Origin of the sequence: Elioraea sp. Yellowstone (assembly GCF_006704265.1) — a bacterium.
GTDB lineage: Bacteria > Pseudomonadota > Alphaproteobacteria > Acetobacterales > Acetobacteraceae > Elioraea.
The window spans coordinates 1-17,148 of the sequence record NZ_VIKA01000070.1; the positions used below are offsets into that span (position 1 = coordinate 1).

17 protein-coding genes are annotated in these 17,148 nt (G+C 72.3%); 3 read left to right on the plus strand and 14 right to left on the minus strand.

What is annotated here, in order from left to right; all coding sequences use genetic code 11:
- Window positions 1-108: 108 nt before the first annotated feature.
- The 5 genes from FK498_RS11090 to FK498_RS11110 all read right to left on the minus strand — a co-directional run bounded on the left by FK498_RS11090 (window position 109) and on the right by FK498_RS11110 (window position 6,532).
- Window positions 109-1,515 carry an FAD-binding oxidoreductase gene (locus tag FK498_RS11090; protein ID WP_141854514.1) on the minus strand — a complete coding sequence of 469 codons (1,407 nt, stop codon included), beginning with the start codon at window positions 1,513-1,515 and terminating at the stop codon, window positions 109-111.
- A gap of 199 nt (window positions 1,516-1,714) precedes the next feature.
- The gene (locus tag FK498_RS11095) at window positions 1,715-2,509 is read right to left on the minus strand and encodes a DUF2189 domain-containing protein (protein WP_141854516.1); all 795 of its coding nucleotides are present in this window, start codon (window positions 2,507-2,509) and stop codon (window positions 1,715-1,717) included.
- A 174-nt stretch (window positions 2,510-2,683) separates the two neighbouring features.
- Window positions 2,684-4,186: a GNAT family N-acetyltransferase gene (locus FK498_RS11100; RefSeq protein ID WP_141854518.1), complete on the minus strand. Its 1,503-nt coding sequence runs from the start codon at window positions 4,184-4,186 to the stop codon at window positions 2,684-2,686.
- Window positions 4,183-5,211 (minus strand): D-alanine--D-alanine ligase, encoded by a 1,029-nt coding sequence (locus tag FK498_RS11105; protein ID WP_141854520.1) that lies wholly within the window; start codon window positions 5,209-5,211, stop codon window positions 4,183-4,185. The genes FK498_RS11100 and FK498_RS11105 overlap by 4 nt, the downstream gene beginning before the upstream one ends.
- Complete coding sequence (locus tag FK498_RS11110; protein ID WP_141854522.1) at window positions 5,204-6,532, minus strand: KamA family radical SAM protein; 1,329 nt, start codon at window positions 6,530-6,532, stop codon at window positions 5,204-5,206. The genes FK498_RS11105 and FK498_RS11110 overlap by 8 nt, the downstream gene beginning before the upstream one ends.
- Before the next feature lie 633 nt (window positions 6,533-7,165).
- Between FK498_RS11110 and FK498_RS11115 the strand changes: the two genes are divergently transcribed.
- Together FK498_RS11115 and FK498_RS11120 are read left to right on the plus strand one after the other, a co-directional pair.
- Window positions 7,166-7,888 (plus strand): superoxide dismutase, encoded by a 723-nt coding sequence (locus FK498_RS11115; protein WP_141854524.1) that lies wholly within the window; start codon window positions 7,166-7,168, stop codon window positions 7,886-7,888.
- Between the two features lie 65 nt (window positions 7,889-7,953).
- Window positions 7,954-8,901, plus strand: coding sequence for a threonine/serine dehydratase (locus FK498_RS11120; protein ID WP_141854526.1), 948 nt, complete (start codon window positions 7,954-7,956; stop codon window positions 8,899-8,901).
- Here FK498_RS11120 and FK498_RS11125 read toward each other — a convergent pair.
- The 7 genes from FK498_RS11125 to FK498_RS11155 form a co-directional block, all read right to left on the minus strand.
- The gene (locus FK498_RS11125; protein WP_141854527.1) at window positions 8,873-9,376 is read right to left on the minus strand and encodes a F0F1 ATP synthase subunit B; all 504 of its coding nucleotides are present in this window, start codon (window positions 9,374-9,376) and stop codon (window positions 8,873-8,875) included. The genes FK498_RS11120 and FK498_RS11125 overlap by 29 nt on opposite strands.
- Before the next feature lie 11 nt (window positions 9,377-9,387).
- Window positions 9,388-9,888, minus strand: coding sequence for a F0F1 ATP synthase subunit B' (locus FK498_RS11130; RefSeq protein WP_141854529.1), 501 nt, complete (start codon window positions 9,886-9,888; stop codon window positions 9,388-9,390).
- A gap of 47 nt (window positions 9,889-9,935) precedes the next feature.
- Window positions 9,936-10,160 carry an ATP synthase subunit C family protein gene (locus tag FK498_RS11135; protein ID WP_141854531.1) on the minus strand — a complete coding sequence of 75 codons (225 nt, stop codon included), beginning with the start codon at window positions 10,158-10,160 and terminating at the stop codon, window positions 9,936-9,938.
- A 54-nt stretch (window positions 10,161-10,214) separates the two neighbouring features.
- On the minus strand, window positions 10,215-10,952 hold the full coding sequence (locus FK498_RS11140; protein WP_141854533.1) for a F0F1 ATP synthase subunit A: 738 nt from the start codon (window positions 10,950-10,952) through the stop codon (window positions 10,215-10,217).
- Window positions 10,952-11,278, minus strand: a complete 327-nt coding sequence (locus FK498_RS11145) for an AtpZ/AtpI family protein (RefSeq protein ID WP_202614822.1) — start codon at window positions 11,276-11,278, stop codon at window positions 10,952-10,954. Before FK498_RS11145 ends, FK498_RS11140 begins: the two co-directional genes overlap by 1 nt.
- 220 nt (window positions 11,279-11,498) lie before the next feature.
- Entirely contained in the window at window positions 11,499-11,858 is a 360-nt protein-coding gene (locus tag FK498_RS11150; RefSeq protein WP_237560916.1) for a hypothetical protein, read from the minus strand.
- Window positions 11,859-11,965: 107 nt separating this feature from the next.
- Window positions 11,966-13,876 carry a potassium transporter Kup gene (locus tag FK498_RS11155; protein WP_141854537.1) on the minus strand — a complete coding sequence of 637 codons (1,911 nt, stop codon included), beginning with the start codon at window positions 13,874-13,876 and terminating at the stop codon, window positions 11,966-11,968.
- Between the two features lie 158 nt (window positions 13,877-14,034).
- Between FK498_RS11155 and FK498_RS11160 the strand changes: the two genes are divergently transcribed.
- Window positions 14,035-14,763: a hypothetical protein gene (locus FK498_RS11160; protein ID WP_141854539.1), complete on the plus strand. Its 729-nt coding sequence runs from the start codon at window positions 14,035-14,037 to the stop codon at window positions 14,761-14,763.
- Window positions 14,764-14,845: 82 nt separating this feature from the next.
- Here FK498_RS11160 and rpsA read toward each other — a convergent pair whose 3' ends face one another.
- Window positions 14,846-16,840: a 30S ribosomal protein S1 gene (gene rpsA / locus FK498_RS11165; protein WP_304598715.1), complete on the minus strand. Its 1,995-nt coding sequence runs from the start codon at window positions 16,838-16,840 to the stop codon at window positions 14,846-14,848.
- A partial coding sequence (locus FK498_RS11170) for a d(CMP) kinase (RefSeq protein WP_141854543.1) occupies window positions 16,779-17,148 on the minus strand: 370 nt, incomplete at its 5' end. The genes rpsA and FK498_RS11170, both read right to left, overlap by 62 nt.

Below are 17,148 nucleotides of genomic sequence, written 5' to 3' on the forward strand. Positions count from 1 at the left end.
GCCTCGGGCTGGCTCGACCAGGCGGAGCGCGCCGCGCGCCAGGCGGGGGCGGCGGATGTGCTCGCCGCCGCCTCGGCCGAACGCCGCCGCCTCGCGGCGGCGCGCTGATCAGGCCGCGACGATCTTGCCCGGGTTCATGATGCCGAGGGGATCGAGCGCCTGCTTCACCGCGCGCATCACCGCGACCGCCTCGCCGTGCTCGGCCACCAGGAAGGGCATCTTGCCGTAGCCCACGCCGTGCTCGCCGGTGCAGGTGCCGTCCATCGCGAGCGCGCGCATCACCAGCCGGTCGTTCGCGGCCGAAGCCCGCGCGAGCTCCTCCGCGTCGTCGGGATCGACCACGAAGACGAGATGGAAGTTGCCGTCGCCGACATGCCCGACCAGCGGCGCGAGCAGGCGGTTCTCGGCGAGGTCGCGCTTCGTTTCGAGAATGCAGTCGGCGAGCCGCGAGATCGGCACGCAGACATCGGTGGGCCAGCCCTTGGCCCCCGGTCGCAGCGCGAGTGCCGCGTAGTACGCCTCGTGGCGCGCCTGCCAGAGGCGGTTGCGCGCCTCGGCCGCGTGCGCGAAGGCGAACGCGCTGCCCCCGCGCTGCGCGGCGATCGCCTGCACGGTCTCGATCTGCTCCGCGACCCCCGCTTCGGTGCCGTGGAACTCGAGGAACAGCGTCGGCACCTCGGGATAGGCGAGCCTGGAATAGCGGTTGCAGGCCGCCATCTGCACCTCGTCGAGCAGCTCGATGCGCGCGAGCGGCACCTGCATCTGCATCGTCTCGATCACGGTGCCGACTGCGGCCGCCATGTCGGGGAAGGAACAGACCGCGGCGGCGATGCGCTCGGGCACGCCGAAGAGACGCAGCGTGATGCCGACGATCACGCCGAGCGTGCCCTCGCTGCCGACGAAGAGCCGCGTGAGGTCGTAGCCGGCGGCGGATTTGCGCGCCCGCCCGCCGGTGCGGATCAGCCGCCCGTCGGCGAGCACCACCGCGAGCCCGAGCACCGCCTCGCGCATCGTGCCGTAGCGCACCGCGTTGGTGCCTGAGGCGCGGGTCGCCGTCATGCCGCCGATCGAGGCATCCGCGCCCGGATCGATCGGGAAGAAGAGGCCGGTGTCGCGCAGATGCGCGTTCAGCTGCTTGCGCGTCACGCCAGGCTCGACCGTGCAGTCGAGGTCCTCGGCGCTGACGCGCAGCACGCGGTTCATGCGCGAGAGGTCGAGCGACACCCCGCCGCCGAGCGCGGCGACGTGGCCCTCGAGGCTCGTGCCGGTGCCGAACGGGATGACCGGCACGCGGTGTTCGGCGCAGAGACGCACCACCTCCTGCACCTCCGCGACCGTCTCGGCGAACACCACCGCGTCGGGTGGTGCGGGGGCGTGCCAGGATTCGTCGCGGCCGTGCTGGTCGCGCACCGCCGCGGCGGTGGAGAGACGCTCGCCGAAGCGGGCGCGCAGCGCCGCGATCACCGGATCGCGCCGCGCGGGATCGAGCGAGACACGCTGGACTGGTGCGGCCATGCGGGAACCATAGGCGGTGCGGCCGTCCCGCGCCATGGTCGGGCGCCGCAGCGGAGACCTGCGATGCGCCTGCTCGTTGTCTGCAGCGACACCACGCCGGCGGTCGCCGATCGGATGGGCGCCGAGGCGCGTGCCGCTGCGCCGGGCCAGGCCCGCGAGCCACCACGGGACCGGCCGGGCGCCCCGCGGCCGGCCCCCGCTACCACGCGACCACGCGGCGGTAGAGATGCCAGGTCGCGTGGCCGAGCACGGGAACCACGACGGCGAGCCCGATCAGCAGCGGCAGCGCGCCCGCCACCAGCAGCACCGCGACGATCAGGCCCCAGGCCAGCATCGGCACGGGATTGGTCGCGACCGCGCGCACCGAGGCCCGCACCGCCACGAGCGGATCGACCGGCCGGTCGAGCAGCAGCGGGAACGACACCACGGTCAGCGTCAGCACCACGATCGCGAAGGCGAGGCCGACGCCGTTGCCGATCAGGATCAGCATCCAGCCCGCGCGCGTCGTCAGCGCCGCGGTCAGCAGCGCGCCGAGCGACCCGCCGTGCGGCCCCTCGCCCAGCGTGGCGAGGTAGACCAGCCGGGCCGCTACGAGCCAAGCGACGAACAGCCCGAACAGCATGCCGCCGAGCAGCACGATCGCCTTGAGCGAGGGCGAGCGCAGCACGCCCAGCGCGTCGCGCGCCGAGACGGGCATGCCGAGCTCGCGCCGCCGGCTGATCTCGTAGAGGCCGAGCGCCACCACCGGTCCGAGCAGCGACAGCCCCGCCAAGAGCGGGAACAGCAGCGGGAGCAGGTCCCCCGTCGCGAAGCGCGCGGCGATCAAGCCGACCACGGGGTAGATCACGCCGAGGAACACGAGCTGGGTCGGAATGGTCAGGAAGTCCTCCCACCCCTTCGCCAGCACCTCGCGCAGATCGGCGAGCGTGATCCGGCGTATCGCGGGCTCATCCGCGCGCGCGGCCGCGGGCACCTCCGTCATCGCCTGTGCCATCGCCCTTCTCCCTCCGCCGTCGCACGGCCGGGATCGGACCACCCGGTCCGCGCGGGGTCGCGGCATCGCCCCGGGGCAGGCCTGCGGACCGGTCGCGTGCGCCGCCCGCAGGCCGCCGGTCGAACCGCCAAGGCCGCCACGATAGCACGGCCCCGCCCTCCGGGGCGCGCGAAATCAGTCCAGCCCGCGCCGCAGGATCAGCTTGGCATCGCCCGGCGCGTAGAAGTCGGGCACGGTGGCGACCGCGGCGAAGCCGCTGCGGGCATAGAACGAGCGCGTCGGCGCATAGGCGGGCTTGCCCGCGGTCTCCGCGTAGAGCGCGGTGCCTCCCTCGGCGCGCACGGCCGCGGCGACGCGCTCCAGCAGGCTGCGGCCGATCCCGGCGCCCTGCGCGCCCGGATGCACCACGATCCAGTAGAGGTCCCAGGCGCTCTCGGTGCAGGGCGTGGGGCCGTAGCAGGCATAGCCGAGCAGTTCGCCCGCATCCGAGACGGCGAGCAGGAAACGGTACGAGGATGCCGCGCCATGCACGAGCCGGTCCTCGGCCAGCTCGCGCGCGACCGCGATCTCGGCTGCGGTGAAGACGCCGGTGGCGGCGCAGAGTGCGGCGATGCGCTGCGGATCGGCGGGCTCGAGCGCGCTGCGCCAGGCGAACGCGACGGCGGCGCGGCGCGGGCGCGGATGCGGGGGCGCAGGGGACGGTCCCCCCGGGCAGGGCCGGGCTGCGGCGACGATCCGTTCCATCAGCGTCCGGAAGCCGAGCCCGGCCTGCTCGGCGGTCGCGGCCAGTCCCATCCCCGGGGTGAGGCAGGGATTGGCGTTCACCTCCAGCACCCAGGGGGTGCCCGACCGGTCCACGCGCAGATCGACCCGCGCATAGCCGGCCAGTCCGCAGACCTGCCAGACCCGCTGCACCAGCGCCGCCATCCGCGCCACCAGCGGCGCGTCGTCCTCGCCGAGCGCGAAGGAGCGCATCGCGTAAGGGTAGATCGGGTCAGCCGGATCCCACTTGCTCGCCCAGTCGACGATGCGCGGGCGGCCCTCCGGCCAGCGCGGATCGAAGACCTGCTCGGCCGCCGGCAGGACGAGACAGCCGCCCGCGCCGTCATCGAGCGCGGAGAGGTTGAATTCGCGGCCGTCGATGAAGGCCTCGGCGAACCACCGCCCGCCATGCTGGGCCCGCCGCGCCGCGATCAGCGCGCGTGCCGCGGCGGCATCGGCGACCACGCTGTCGGGGCCGAGCGCGAAGGAGGCGTGCTCGGTCGCGTGCTTGACGATCAGGGGGCCGCGGACCTCGCCCTCCCCTTCGATCCAGTCCGGTGTCGGAATGGCGGCGGCGCGCAGCACGCGCTTGGTGGCGAGCTTGTCGGCGGTGAGCGCCAGCGCGGCGGAGCCGTTGCCGGTGAACGGCAGGCCGAGCGCCTCGAGCAGGGCCGCCGCGGCCGGCGCCATCACGCCCATGGCGCGACCGACCGGCAGGCTCTCGACCAGGTTCGCCACGAGGTCAGGCGGGTCCGCGGCGAGCGCGCGCGCGACCGCGGCGAGGTCGAGCGTGGCGGCGAGCCGCCGGGTGCGCCAGCCGGCCTCGATCAGCGCGGCCTCGACCGCGCCGACCTGCTCCAGCACGTCCTGCTCGTCGGGCGGCGCGTCGGGCGGCACCGCTTGGTGCAGGATCACGCAGCGGCGCGCATCCGCTGCGGCAGGCCGCTGCGCGCCAGGGCCGACTCGAGGATCTGATCCATCAGCCATGCGAAGTCGTATCCCGCCAGGCGCGTCAGGATGGGAAGATCCGAATGCGAGGGGTTGAGCCCGGCGAGCGGGTTCACCTCCAGGAACTGCGGCCGGCCGTCGGCGTCGCAGCGCAGATCGACCCGCCCGCCGTCGCGGCAGCCGAGCGCGCGCCAGGCCGCGAGCGCCACCGCCTCGGCTGCGCGCGCGGTCGCGTCGGTCGCCAGCACGTAGTCGACGCGGCCGTGCCAGTCCTCCTTGGTGGCAAGCCCGTAGACGCCGTCATGCGCGCGCTCGTTCAGCCGCACCTCCATCGCCGCGATCGCGCGCGCCTCCGTCCCCGTGCCGACGATGCCGACCGTGAACTCGCGGCCGGGAAGATAGGTCTCGACCAGCACGGGCTGGCGGAAGCGCGCGAGCAGGTCGGCCGAGATGCGGGCGAGGGCGCTGCGGTCCGCGCAGCGGCTCGCACGCTCCACCCCCTTGCCCGTGCCTTCGGCCACCGGCTTGGCGAAGACCGGGAAGTCGAGATCGAGCACGGCGAGGTCGCGCGCATGCTCGATCACCATGAAGGGCGCCGTCGGCACGCCGGCGTCGCGCACGACGCGCTTGGCGTGGCCCTTGTGCAGCGCGAGCGCGAGCACCAGGCTGTCGGAGAACACGCAGGGAATGCCGTAGGCCTCGCACAGCGCCGGCACCAGCGCCTCGCGGCCGAAGCCGCGCAGACCTTCGCAGATGTTGAAGACGAGATCCCAGCGCTCGCCGGCGGCAAGCCGCGCGACCAGGGCGCGGTGGTGGCCGATGCGGTCCACCGTGAAGCCGCGCGCGGCGAGGTGGCCGGCGATCGCCTCGACCGTCTCGAGGCTGTCGAACTCGGCCGTCTCCTCCTCGTCGAAGCCCTCGGCACGCCAAGTCTCGCGCAGGTCGTAGGTGAAGCCGACGCGCAGCGTGCGCATGATGCCGCCATCAGGCATGGGGGACGCCCTTCGCCTGCGCCGCGGCCTCCGGCGGCACGATCCGGTCGGCGCCAAGACGGCCGCCGGGGTCGGTGTAGCGGTAGATGCCGCGCTCGAAGTTGCGCAGCAGGAGGTCGTCGCCGTCGCGGCCGACCAGGTAGTCGGGGAGCAGCGGAATCTTGCCGCCCCCGCCCGGCGCATCGACGACGAAATGCGGCACCGCATAGCCGGTGGTGTGGCCGCGCAGTCCCTCGATGATCTCGATCCCCTTCTCGACCGGCGTGCGGAAATGCGCCGAGCCCGAGATCGGATCGCACTGGTAGAGATAGTAGGGCCGCACGCGCAGCCTGAGCAGGCCGTGCATCAGCGCGCGCATCGTCGCGAGCTCGTCGTTCACCCCCTTGAGCAGCACGGTCTGGCTGCCGAGCGGGATGCCGGCATCGGCGAGCCGTGCGGTCGCCTCCGCCACCTCGGGGGTGAGCTCGTCTGGGTGCGTGAAGTGGATCGACATCCAGAGCGGGTGGTAGCGGCGCAGCATGCGCGTGAGGTCACGCGTGATGCGCTGCGGCAGCACGACCGGCACCTTGGTGCCGATGCGCAGGAACTCGACATGCGGGATCGCGCGCAGCCGCGCGAGCAGCCACTCCAGCTTGTCGGTGGCGATGGTCAGCGGATCGCCGCCCGAGAGCAGCACGTCGCGGATCCCGGGATGCGCGGCGATGTAGTCGATCGCGCGCTGCCACTGGGTGGTGCTGAAGGTGTACTCGCCGCCGCCGCCGACCATGCGGCTCCGCGTGCAGTAGCGGCAGTAGGTCGAGCAGAAGCCGGTGGCGAGGAACAGCACGCGGTCGGGATAGCGGTGCACCAGCCCGGGCACGGCGGCGTCGTGATCCTCGCCGAGCGGATCGTCGGCCTCGCCGGGGGTGCGCAGATACTCGCCGTTCACGGGGATGTGGGTGCGGCGCAGGCCCTGGTCGGGGTCGTGCTCGTCGAGCAGGCTCGCGTAATAGGGGGTGATGCCGACCGGCAGCGGCCCGGTGTGGCGTGCCACCGCGCGCGCCTCGTCGTCGGAGAGCCGGATCACCCGCGCGAGCCCGCGCAGGTCGCGGATGCGGTGCCGGAGCTGCCAGCGCCAGTCGTTCCATTCCGCCGCCGTGGCGTCCGGCCAGAAGCGGCGGCGGAACGCGCGCGAACGCGCGGATTGCGGGAAGGCGGCGCCGCGTTCGCGCTCCTTCACCGTCGCCGGGAACAGGGGCCTGTCGAGGACGCCCGCGCTGGCCGGCGCGGACGCCACGCCGGATGGAGGCTCGGCTTCGGGGGCCTCGAGGTCGCGGTCCATGATGGCGGGTTCCCTTCGACGCCCGACTGGCGATGTCCGGCAGGCCCCCCTGGCCGGAGTGCCGCGCGATGCGGCGTCGTGGCGCGGGCGCGTCGCCACCGATTCGCTCCATAATACAAACACGACCGAGTCGCCAGTATTTGTGCAGGCTCTGCCGTGGGCCGGCCCTGCCCGGAAAAAGCCATTGGCGCCAGAGGGTTGGACCCTGCGACTGGGCCTCGGCGCAGCGCGAAGCAGAATCCGCGACTGAGGGTTCTATTGCCTGGTGGTACGACAACAAAGTGCAGAAACACCGTATTATTGAAAATCCGCGATCGCCGGCCTCCCCTTCCCCATCTCCGGGCATCGGCGCCGTTGGCTTGCGGCAACTGTCCGGCAAGCGGACGCTCGACTGAGCAGGCACGACGGAGGATTGCGCGGCCTGCCCCGCGGCCGGCTCGTTGCGGGATCGATCGCCGCGGTTCGCGCGGCCGCGGCGGCGCGCCGGATGGCAGGCCAGCCGCCTCCCCGAGAAGGGGGCGGGGCTGCACGGCGCCTGCGTGCGGTGGTCCTCTTCCGTCGCCGCACGGCAACCCCAAGATACGATCGGCCGGGGGCGCTTCGGCCCTCGGGGTTCCGACAGGGAGAAACGTCATGCTCGTTCCACGGCGGACTCTTCTCGGCTTGGGCGCTGGCCTCGCAGCGTCCGCCCTGACACCCGCGCTGCGGGTCGCGGTCGCCCAGCCCGGCGGGCCCTTCACCCTGCCCGCCCTGCCCTACCCGTTCGATGCCAACGAGGCCGCGATCGACGCGCGCACGATGGAGATCCACCACGGCCTGCATCATCGCGCCTACGTGAACGGCCTGAACGCCGCGGTCGCCGACCACAGCCGGATCGCGGCGATGCCGCTCGACCAGATCCTGCTCCGCTTCACCGAGATGCCCGAAACGATCCGGACCGCGATCCGCAACCACGGTGGCGGTCACGCCAACCACTCGATGTTCTGGCTGATCATGGGCGGCAGGGGCGGCGAGCCGTCAGGCGAGCTCGCCGCCGCCATCACGCGCGACTTCGGCGGCTTCGCCCAGTTCCGCGAGCGATTCGACCGCGCCGCGATGGGCGTGTTCGGCTCGGGCTGGGCCTTCGTGACGGTGAACCGGCATGGCGGACTCGCGATCGTGCAGCGGCCGAACCAGGACAGCCCGCTGATGGACGGCGACCGCGTGCTGATGGGCAACGACGTCTGGGAGCACGCCTACTATCTGCGCTACCAGAACCGGCGCGCCGAGTATGTGCGCAACTGGTGGAACGTGCTCGACTGGGCGCGGATCGGCGAGCGGTATGACGCGGCGAAGGCGGGAACGCTGACGATCTGAGCCGGATCGGGGGGCTGCTTTCCCCGCCTCTTGGTGCATGGCCGCTTCGCGGCTACCAAGCGGCCATGATCACGCTTGCCGACGTCCAGGCGGCCGCGCGCCGCATCGCTCCCTTCGTGCGCCGCACGCCCCTGTTCCGGGTCACCCTGCCGCCGCTGCCGGAACTGGCGCTCAAGCTCGACACGCTGCAGCTCTCCGGCAGCTTCAAGGCGCGCGGCGCCTTCGCGCGCCTCACGCTGCTCGATGCGGACGAGCGCCGGGCCGGACTCGTCACCGCCTCGGGCGGCAACCACGGCATCGCCGTCGCCTGCGCCGCACGCGAAGCCGGCGTGCCAGCGACCGTCTTCGTGCCCCGCTCGGTCCACCCCGCCAAGGCCGAGCGCATCCGCCGCTACGGCGCGCGGCTCGAGGTCGCCGGGACGGTCTGGGACGAGGCCAACGCCGCTGCGCTCGCCCACGCCGCCGCCGCCGGAGCGACCTACGTCCACCCCTTCGCCGACCCGGCAGTGGCCGCCGGCCAGGGGACGACGGCGCTCGAGATCCTCGCCGACGACCCCGAGGTGGACACGATCCTGGTGGCGATCGGCGGGGGAGGGCTCGCGAGCGGTGTGGCGGTCGCGGCCACGGCGCTCAAGCCCGGCATCCGCATCGTCGGCGTCGAGCCGACCGGCGCGCCCACCCTGCATGCGAGCCTCGCCGCGGGCGCGGTCGTGACCCTGCCCGCCATCACCACCAAGGTGCCGACGCTTGCCGCCGGCCGCACCGACGAGCGCGTCTTCGCGCTGCTGCAGGACCGGCTGGACCGGGTGGTGCTGATCGAGGACTCCGACATGGAGGCGGCCGCGCGGCTGCTGTGGGACGAGGCCGGGATCGCCGCCGACCTGTCGGGGGCGGCGGCCGTGGCGGCGGTGCTCGCCGGCGCCTATCGGCCGGCGCCGGGCGAACGCGTCGCCGCGATCGTCTGCGGGGCCGGCGCCGACGGGATCAGTGCAGCCGCTGCGGCAGGTCCCTGATCGCCTTGTCGATCAGCGCGGCGTGGCTCTCGCCGGACATGCGCTCGGCGATCAGCCGGCGCGTCGCGGCGACAGCCACATCCGCCGCGACCGCGCGCACCGCGGCGGCCGCCTCGGCCTCGGCCGCGGCGATCCGCTCCAGCGCCATGCGCTCGCGTCGCTTCAGCGACGCGGCAAGCTCCTCGGCCATCTCGGCGGAGACCAGTCGCGCCTCCTCCTGCGCATGGGCGAGGATCCGCTCAGCCTCGGCGGCTGCGGCCTCGCGCCTGGCCCTGGCCTCGCGCAGCATGGCCTCGGCCTCCTCGCGCAGCTTCGCCGCTTCCGCGATCTCGGCGCGGATGCGCTCGGCGCGCGCATCGAGTGCCGAGAGGATCTTCGTGATCACCGGCTTCCAGGCGAGCACGAGGAAGAGGACGAACGAGATCGCGACCCAGAACTTCGGGTCGAGCCAGAAATGCTCGTAGCTGTGCTCCATGGCGTGCCCCCTCAGCCCTGGCGGGCCGCCAGCGCGGCGCCGACCGCCTCGCGCACCGCCGCCTCATCGGGGGCCACGCCGATCAGCCGCGCGGTCGCCGCGCCGGCCGCCTCCGCCGCCACCTGCTCGATCGCCGCCATCGCCTGCGCGCGCGCCTCGGCGATGCGCCGTTCCGCCTCGTCGAGCTGCGCGGCGAGACGCCGCGCCAGCTCCGCCTCGGCCTTGGCGGCCTCGGCCTTGGCGGCGTCGATGGTGGCGCGCAGCTCGGCCTGCGCCTGGGCGCGCGCCTTGGCCTGCTCGCGCTCGGCCTCGGCCATCGCCGCATCGGCCTCGGCCTTGAGCGCGCGTGCGCGCTCAAGATCCGCCGCGATCGCCGCCGCCCGCTCCTCGAGCATCGTCGCCACCGGCGGCAGCGCCACTTTCGAGACGAGCACGTAGAGCGCACCGAAGATCACCAGGAGCCAGAACACCTGGGTCAGCAGGAGCGGATTGGCGAAGTCGAGCTGCGGCATCGGTCGATCCCCGGGAGCGCGGGTGCGGGAAGGGGCCCCGCGCGCCCTCAGGTGAACAGGATGAGGAACGCGATCAGCAGCGCGAACAGCGCCACGGCCTCGGTCAACGCGAAGCCGAGGATGCCGATCGGGAACACCGCATCGCGCGAGGCGGGGTTGCGCGCGACCGAGCCGACCATCGAGGAGAAGATGTTGCCGATGCCGATGCCGACACCGGCGAGCGCGATCACGGCCAGACCGGCACCGAGGGCCTTCGCGGCTTCAACGTCCATTGTCGTGTCCTTTGCGTTGCGGGTTGAGGGTCAGGCGGAACCGCCGGCGCGGGCTCAGTGCAGATGCACCGCGTCGTGCAGGTAGATGCAGGTGAGCACGGCGAACACATAGGCCTGGAGGAAGGCGACCAGGAACTCGAAGCCGACCAGTGCGACATTGATCGCGAGCGGCGCGACCGCGCCGAGGAGGCCAAGCGCGCCGGCACTGCCCATCATCACCACGAAGGTCGCGAACACCTTCAGCATCACGTGGCCGGCGACCATGTTGGCGAAGAGGCGCACCGAGAGGCTGACCACGCGCGAGAGGTAGGAGATCACCTCGATCGGGATGATCAGGGGGGCCAGGGCCTTGGGCGCGCCCTCGGGGAAGAAGTAGCTGAAGAAGTGCAGCCCGTGGATCGCCAGCGCCACCGCGGTCACCAGCACGAACACCACCAGCGCAAGCGTGAAGGTGACCGCGATGTGGCTCGTGAAGGTGAAGGCGTAGGGCAGCATGCCGAGCATGTTGCCGAACAGGATGAACATGAAGAGGGTGAACACGAACGGGAAGAACTTCTTCCCCTCGTGGCCGATCTGGTCGCGCACCAGGCCGTAGACGAACTCGTAAGAGACCTCGGCCAGGCTCTGCAGCCGTCCCGGCACGCGCGCGCGGGACCGCATGCCGATCAGCATCAGTGCCGAGATGCCGGCGCCGGCGACCAGCATGTAGAGGTTGGAGTTGGTGAAGCCGGCAGCGATCGGAGTGAGCGCGAACTGGCTCAGCGCGTCGATCGATTGGCCTTCCGCCGCCATCACATCCCCCGGTTCCGCTCCGGCCCGGGGCCGCGCCGCCCGAGCATCAGGCGGTACACGTTCAGCACCCCGGCCGCGCCCCCGAGGAACAGGCCCGCGACCAGGAAGAGCGGCCGGGTGGAGAGCCACCAGTCGAGGGCGAGGCCGAAGCCCACCCCGACCGCCAGCGCCGAGGCCACCTCGAGACCGGCGCGCAGGCCGAGACCCCAGGGGCTCGGGGATCCCGGCCTCGCCTGCTCTGGCCGGTCCAGACCGGCCTTGGCGCGGGCCGCCCGAAGGCGCTCCTCGAACGAGGCGTCGTGCCCGGGGCGGGAGGGATCCTCCAACAGTCGCTCCTCCGAAACGCGGTGACCCGCCCGGAAGGCGCGGGCTACCTAGCGGCGGGCTGCGGGGGTGTCAAGGAAGCGGCGCGGCATGCCGCAAGGCCGCATCCGCCTGGCCGCGATCGCCGGACATGCGTACTCCGTCCCGCATCCCGAGGCCCCGCGCGGCGCAGGCGCGCGCCACCATCCTCCCGGCCCCCTGATGCACCGGCGCGGCGCGCCGTCAGCGCACGCTGACGATGCGGAACACGAGCGAATCGCCGTCGGTCTCGCGCACGGTGACGTACTCGCCGGGGCGGAACACATGGCCCTCGAGCTTGAACAGCGGCTCGTCGTCCGCCTCGCCCGGCTCGTAGGAGAAGGCCCAGCCGTGCCGGCCATGGACGAGCTGGCCGTGCCGGTCCGGCTCGTCCGGCCAGAACCGGCGCACCGTGCACTCGGCGCGACGCTGCCGCCACGTCTCGACATCGAGATGACCGTCGGGGGTGAGTGGCAGGTGCAGCTCGTAGCCGCGCGACGTCGAGCCCTCCGGGAAACCGGGATTGCGCGCGAGCAGCATGCGGACGGTGTAGAGCCGGGACATCGGGTTCCTCCGGGACGACATGCTCGCGCAAGGCCGGCGAGGCTTCAAATGATTTGGGTCAACCGGGGGGCCCCTCCCCCGCCTGGGGGCGTCGGTCCCGGCCCCCGCTAGATGGCCACCCGGACGCCCAGTTCGACGACGCGATCGGAGGGGATGCGGAAGAACTCGGTCGCGGGCACGGCATTGCGCGCCATCACCAGGAACAGCCAGTGCCGCCACCAGGACATCTTCGGCACCTGGGCCGGCACCACCACCTCGCGGCCGAGGAAGAAGCTCACCTGCATCGGATCGGCCTCGATCCCGTGCCGCTTCAGCTCGACGAGCGCGCGCGGGATGTTGGGGCTCTCCATGAAGCCGTAATGCAGGATCACGCGGTGGATGCCGGGGGCGAGCTGCTCCACCACCATGCGCCGCTCGGGCGGGACGACCGGGATGTCGTCGGTCAGCACCGTGATGAACAGCACCCGCTCGTGCAGTACCTTGTTGTGCTTGAGATTGTGCAGGAGCGCGTTGGGCACGTAGTCCGGGTTGCCGGTCATGAAGACCGCCGTGCCGGGCACGCGGATCGTGCGACTCTGCGGCAGGCGCGCGAGGAACGAGGCGAGCGGCAGGCTGTCGGTGCGCCAGCGATCGAACATCAGGTCGCGGCCGCGCTTCCAGCTCGTCATCAGCAGGAACAGCGCGAGCCCGAGCAGGAGCGGGAACCACGCCCCGTCGGGAATCTTCAGCAGGGTGGAGCCGAGGAAGGCGAGATCGATCAGCAGGAACAGGCCGAACAGCGCGCCCGTCACCGCCCAGCTCCAGCCCCAGACCCGCCGCGCCACCAGGAAGCCGAGCAGCGAGCCGCAGGCGAAGGTGCCGCTCACCGCGAGACCGTAGGCCGCGGCCAGCGCGTCGGAATGGCGGAACGACAGCACCAGCAGCAGCACCGCGACGAACAGTGCCGCGTTCACCTGCGGCATGTAGATCTGCCCGCGCTCCTCGCCCGAGGTGTGGCGCACGGTCAGTCGCGGACAGAAGCCGAGCTGCATCGCCTGGCGCGCGATCGAGTAGGCACCCGAGATCACCGCCTGGCTCGCGATGATCGTCGCCGCCGTGGCGAGCAGCACGAGCGGCAGGCGCACCCAGCCCGGCGCGAGCAGGTAGAACGGGTTGACGATCGCGCTCGGGTTCCCGAGCAGCAGCGCGCCCTGGCCGAAATAGTTCAGCGTCAGCGCCGGCAGCACGAGGCCGAGCCAGCCCGCGCGGATCGGCGGTCGACCGAAATGACCCATGTCGGCGAAGAGCGCCTCCGCCCCCGTCACCACCAGGATCACCGCGCCCAGCACCAGGAAGGCCGTGAACTCGTGGTAGGCGAAGAACAGGACGGCGTGGTGCGGGCTCAGCGCCTCCAGCACCGCCGGGTTGCGGGCGATCGCGACGACGCCGAGCACCCCGATCGCGACGAACCAAGCCCCCGTGATCGGTCCGAACATGGTGCCGACCCGCCCCGTGCCGTAGCGCTGCACCAGGAACAGCGCCACCAGCACGACGACCGAGAGCGGCACCACGAGGTGCTCGAAGGTCGGGTCGACCACGGTCAGCCCCTCGATCGCCGAGAGCACCGAGATCGCCGGCGTGATCGTGCACTCGCCGAAGAACAGGCTCGCGCCCAGGATGCCCGCGGCCAGCGCGGCACGCTTGAGCCGCCCCTCCGGAAGGCTGCGCGTCGCCAGCGCCATCAGCGCGAGGATGCCGCCCTCGCCCCGGTTGTCGGCGCGCATCACCACCGTGACGTACTTGATCGTCACCACCAGGATCAGCGCCCAGAACACCAGGCTCAGCACGCCGAGGATGTCGCCCGCGACCGGCGCGACCCCCGGCGTCTGGGTGAGCGCGGCACGCAGCGCGTAGAGCGGCGAGGTGCCGATATCGCCGAAGACGACGCCGAGTGCGGCGACGACGAGGCCCGGACGGAGCCCGCGCGTCGCCTCTCGAGGCGGCGAGGAGTCGTCCTTGGCCCCGTTGAGCGTGGTCACGGGCGTCGCCTATACACCCGGAGGCCGGGGGCACGGAAAGCGCAAACCGCTCGTTGGGTTTGCGCTCCGCGCAGACCGATCGCCGGGAGCGGTCCCCAACCCGGCCGGCCGGTGCTACAAGCGCCCTCGGACGTGAGGCAGGGGGACGGCGGAGCACGATGAGTCTGGGCTTGCGCGACGCCCGTCGCGCCGAGCGGCGCCGCCGCCGCCGGCGCGCCGTCACGGTGCTGCTGGTGCTGGGAGGCCTCGTCCTGCTGGGCGCGCTCGCCTACGAGTCCGGCAGCCGGCTGGCTGAGCTCGAGACGGACGCGCTGCGCGCCGAGATCGACCAGCAGCGGCGCGTGATCGCGACCCTGCAGCAGCAGCTCGCCCAGACCGAGGCGTTGCGCCAGCAGGCCGATGCGCGCGTGCGCGAATGGGAGGAGCGCTATGCGCGCGATGTGCCGACCGGCGCGGCGCGCGCACTGTTCGCCAAGGTGCAGGAGCGACTCGAGGAGGGGCTGGCGCCGGATCGCCTCGCGCTCGTGCTGAACAACGCCACCGCCGGCACGAAATGCGATGCCGGCCAGGAGACGCGCCGGTTCCAGCTGCCCACGCCGACCGGCCGCGGCGCGCAGAGCTCGGTGTCCTTCGCCGGCGCGATCGTGGTGACCGGCGAGGGGCAGTCCGCCCGCGCGCCGGACGGGGCGCCGCACGCCTGGTTCGATCCGGCCCAGCCGGTGACGATCGTGGCGATCCAGCCCGGCGGGGCGCGCACCGAGACCACCGGCACGCTGCCGCTGACCTTCTCGGTCGTGCGCGGTACGAGCGAGCATCGCTTCCTGGTCACCGAGAGCGACCTGCGCGGCTTCGTCAGCGTCACCGCGGAGCGCTGCGACTACCCGTAACGGCGGATCGATCGGGGCTGGGGGAGGGGCCGGCATCCCCGTGCGCCGCGGCCCGGCGGCCGGGCCCCTCCCCCGCGCTCCTTCATTCCTTGCCTTCGCTCGCCATCTGGTTGCGCCGGCGGATCGCCGCCCCCAGGATGTCGCCGAGCGACGCTCCCGAGTCGGAGGAGCCGAACTCGGCCATCGCCTGCTTCTCCTCCTCCATCTCGCGCGCCTTGATCGACAGCGACAGCCGCCGCGAGGCGCGCTCGATCGCGATGATCTTCGCGTCCACCTTGTCCCCGACGCCGAAACGGTCGGGCCGCTGGTCCTGCTTGTCGCGCGCGAGGTCGGCCTTGCGGATGAAGCCGGTGACGGCATCGTCCACCTTCACCTCGATGCCGTTGGGCTGCACCGCGGTGACGACGCAGGTCACCACCTGCCCCTTCTGCAGCCGGTCCAGCACGCCGGCGGCCGGATCCGAGGTGAGCTGCTTGATGCCGAGGCTGATCCGTTCCTTCTCGACATCGACGTCGAGCACCTTCGCCTCGACCACGTCGCCCTTCGCGTATCTCTGGATCGCGGTCTCGCCCGGCTCGTCCCAGGCGAGGTCGGAGAGGTGCACCATGCCGTCGATGTCGCCGGGCAGGCCGATGAACAGGCCGAACTCGGTGATGTTCTTCACCTCGCCCTTGATCGTGCTGCCCACGGGGTGCTTCTCGAGGAACTCCTCCCACGGGTTGCGCAGGCACTGCTTCAGCCCGAGCGAGATGCGGCGCTTCACGCCGTCCACGTCCAGAACCATCACCTCGACCTCCTGGCTGGTCGAGACGATCTTGCCCGGGTGCACGTTCTTCTTGGTCCAGGACATCTCGGAGACGTGCACCAGCCCCTCGACCCCCGGCTCGAGCTCGACGAAGGCGCCGTAGTCGGTGATGTTGGTCACGCGGCCGGTGAACTTGGCCCCGACCGGGTACTTCGCGGTCACGCCGTCCCACGGGTCGGCCATCAGCTGCTTCATGCCGAGGCTGATGCGCTGGGTCTCCGGGTTGAAGCGGATCACCTGGACCTTGACGGTCTGGCCGACCTGCAGCGCCTCGGAGGGGTGGTTGATCCGCCGCCAGGCGATGTCGGTCACGTGCAGCAGGCCGTCCACGCCGCCGAGATCGACGAAGGCGCCGTAGTCGGTGATGTTCTTCACCACGCCTTCGAGGATCTGGCCTTCCTTCAGGCCCTGGACGAGCTCGGCGCGCTGCTCGGCGCGCGTCTCCTCGAGCACGGCGCGGCGCGAGACGACGATGTTGCCGCGCGAGCGGTCCATCTTGAGGATCTGGAACGGCTGCGGAGTGCCCATCAGCGGACCGACGTCGCGCACCGGGCGGATGTCCACCTGGCTGCCCGGCAGGAACGCGACCGCGCCGCCGAGATCGACCGTGAAGCCGCCCTTGACGCGGCCGAAGATCACGCCGTTGACACGGCTGCCGGCCTGGAACGCCTTCTCGAGATTGGTCCAGGCCTCCTCGCGGCGGGCCTTCTCGCGCGAGAGGATGATCGAACCGTCGCGGTCCTCGTAGCGCTCGACATAGACGTCGACCAGGTCGCCCGGCTTGATCTCGGGCTTCTGGCCCGGCGCGGCGAACTCCTTGAGCGGGACCCGGCCCTCGGACTTCAGCCCGACATCGATGACGGCGGCGTCGCCCTCGATCCGGACGACCCGTCCGGTGATGACGGAACCGTCGAAGCCGCTGTCGCTGCCGAGGGTGGCGTCGAGAAGGGCGGCGAAGTCCTCGGTCGCGACCGGGACGGTGGCCGTGTTTGCCATGCGGTGCGTGTCTTCCTGTCGTCGCGATCGCGCGACGGCGGTTTGCGCCCCCGGGACGGGCCGCCGGGACGGCGGGGCCGGGCACGGCTTGCCCGGGACAGCCCGGGCCGATTGGTGATCGCGGGCGGGAGCCGCTTGCCGGCCGCACCGCCCGTTGGCATCCCAGGAACGGCCGGATCGACGCAAAGTCAAGCGATTTCGGACGCGGCCCAGATCAGCCCGCGGCGAGACGCCGTTCGATCTCCGCCAGTGCCGCCGCGAAGGCGGCCTCGGCATCGAGCGCGGTCGTGTCGATCACGATCGCGTCCGCGGCAGGTCTGAGGGGGGCGACCGGGCGGTTGGCATCCTGCGCGTCGCGGTCGCGGATCTCGGCGAGCACCTGGTCGGGGTCGGCGGCGATCCCCCGCGCGCGCAGCTCCAGCAGGCGCCGGCGCGCGCGTTCCTCGGGGGTCGCCGTGACGAACAGCTTCACGGCCGCGTCGGGGAACACGACGGTGCCGATGTCGCGCCCGTCCAGCACGGCGCCGCGCGCGCGGCCGAACGCGCGCTGGAACTCGAGCAGCGCCGCGCGCACCGCCGGGATG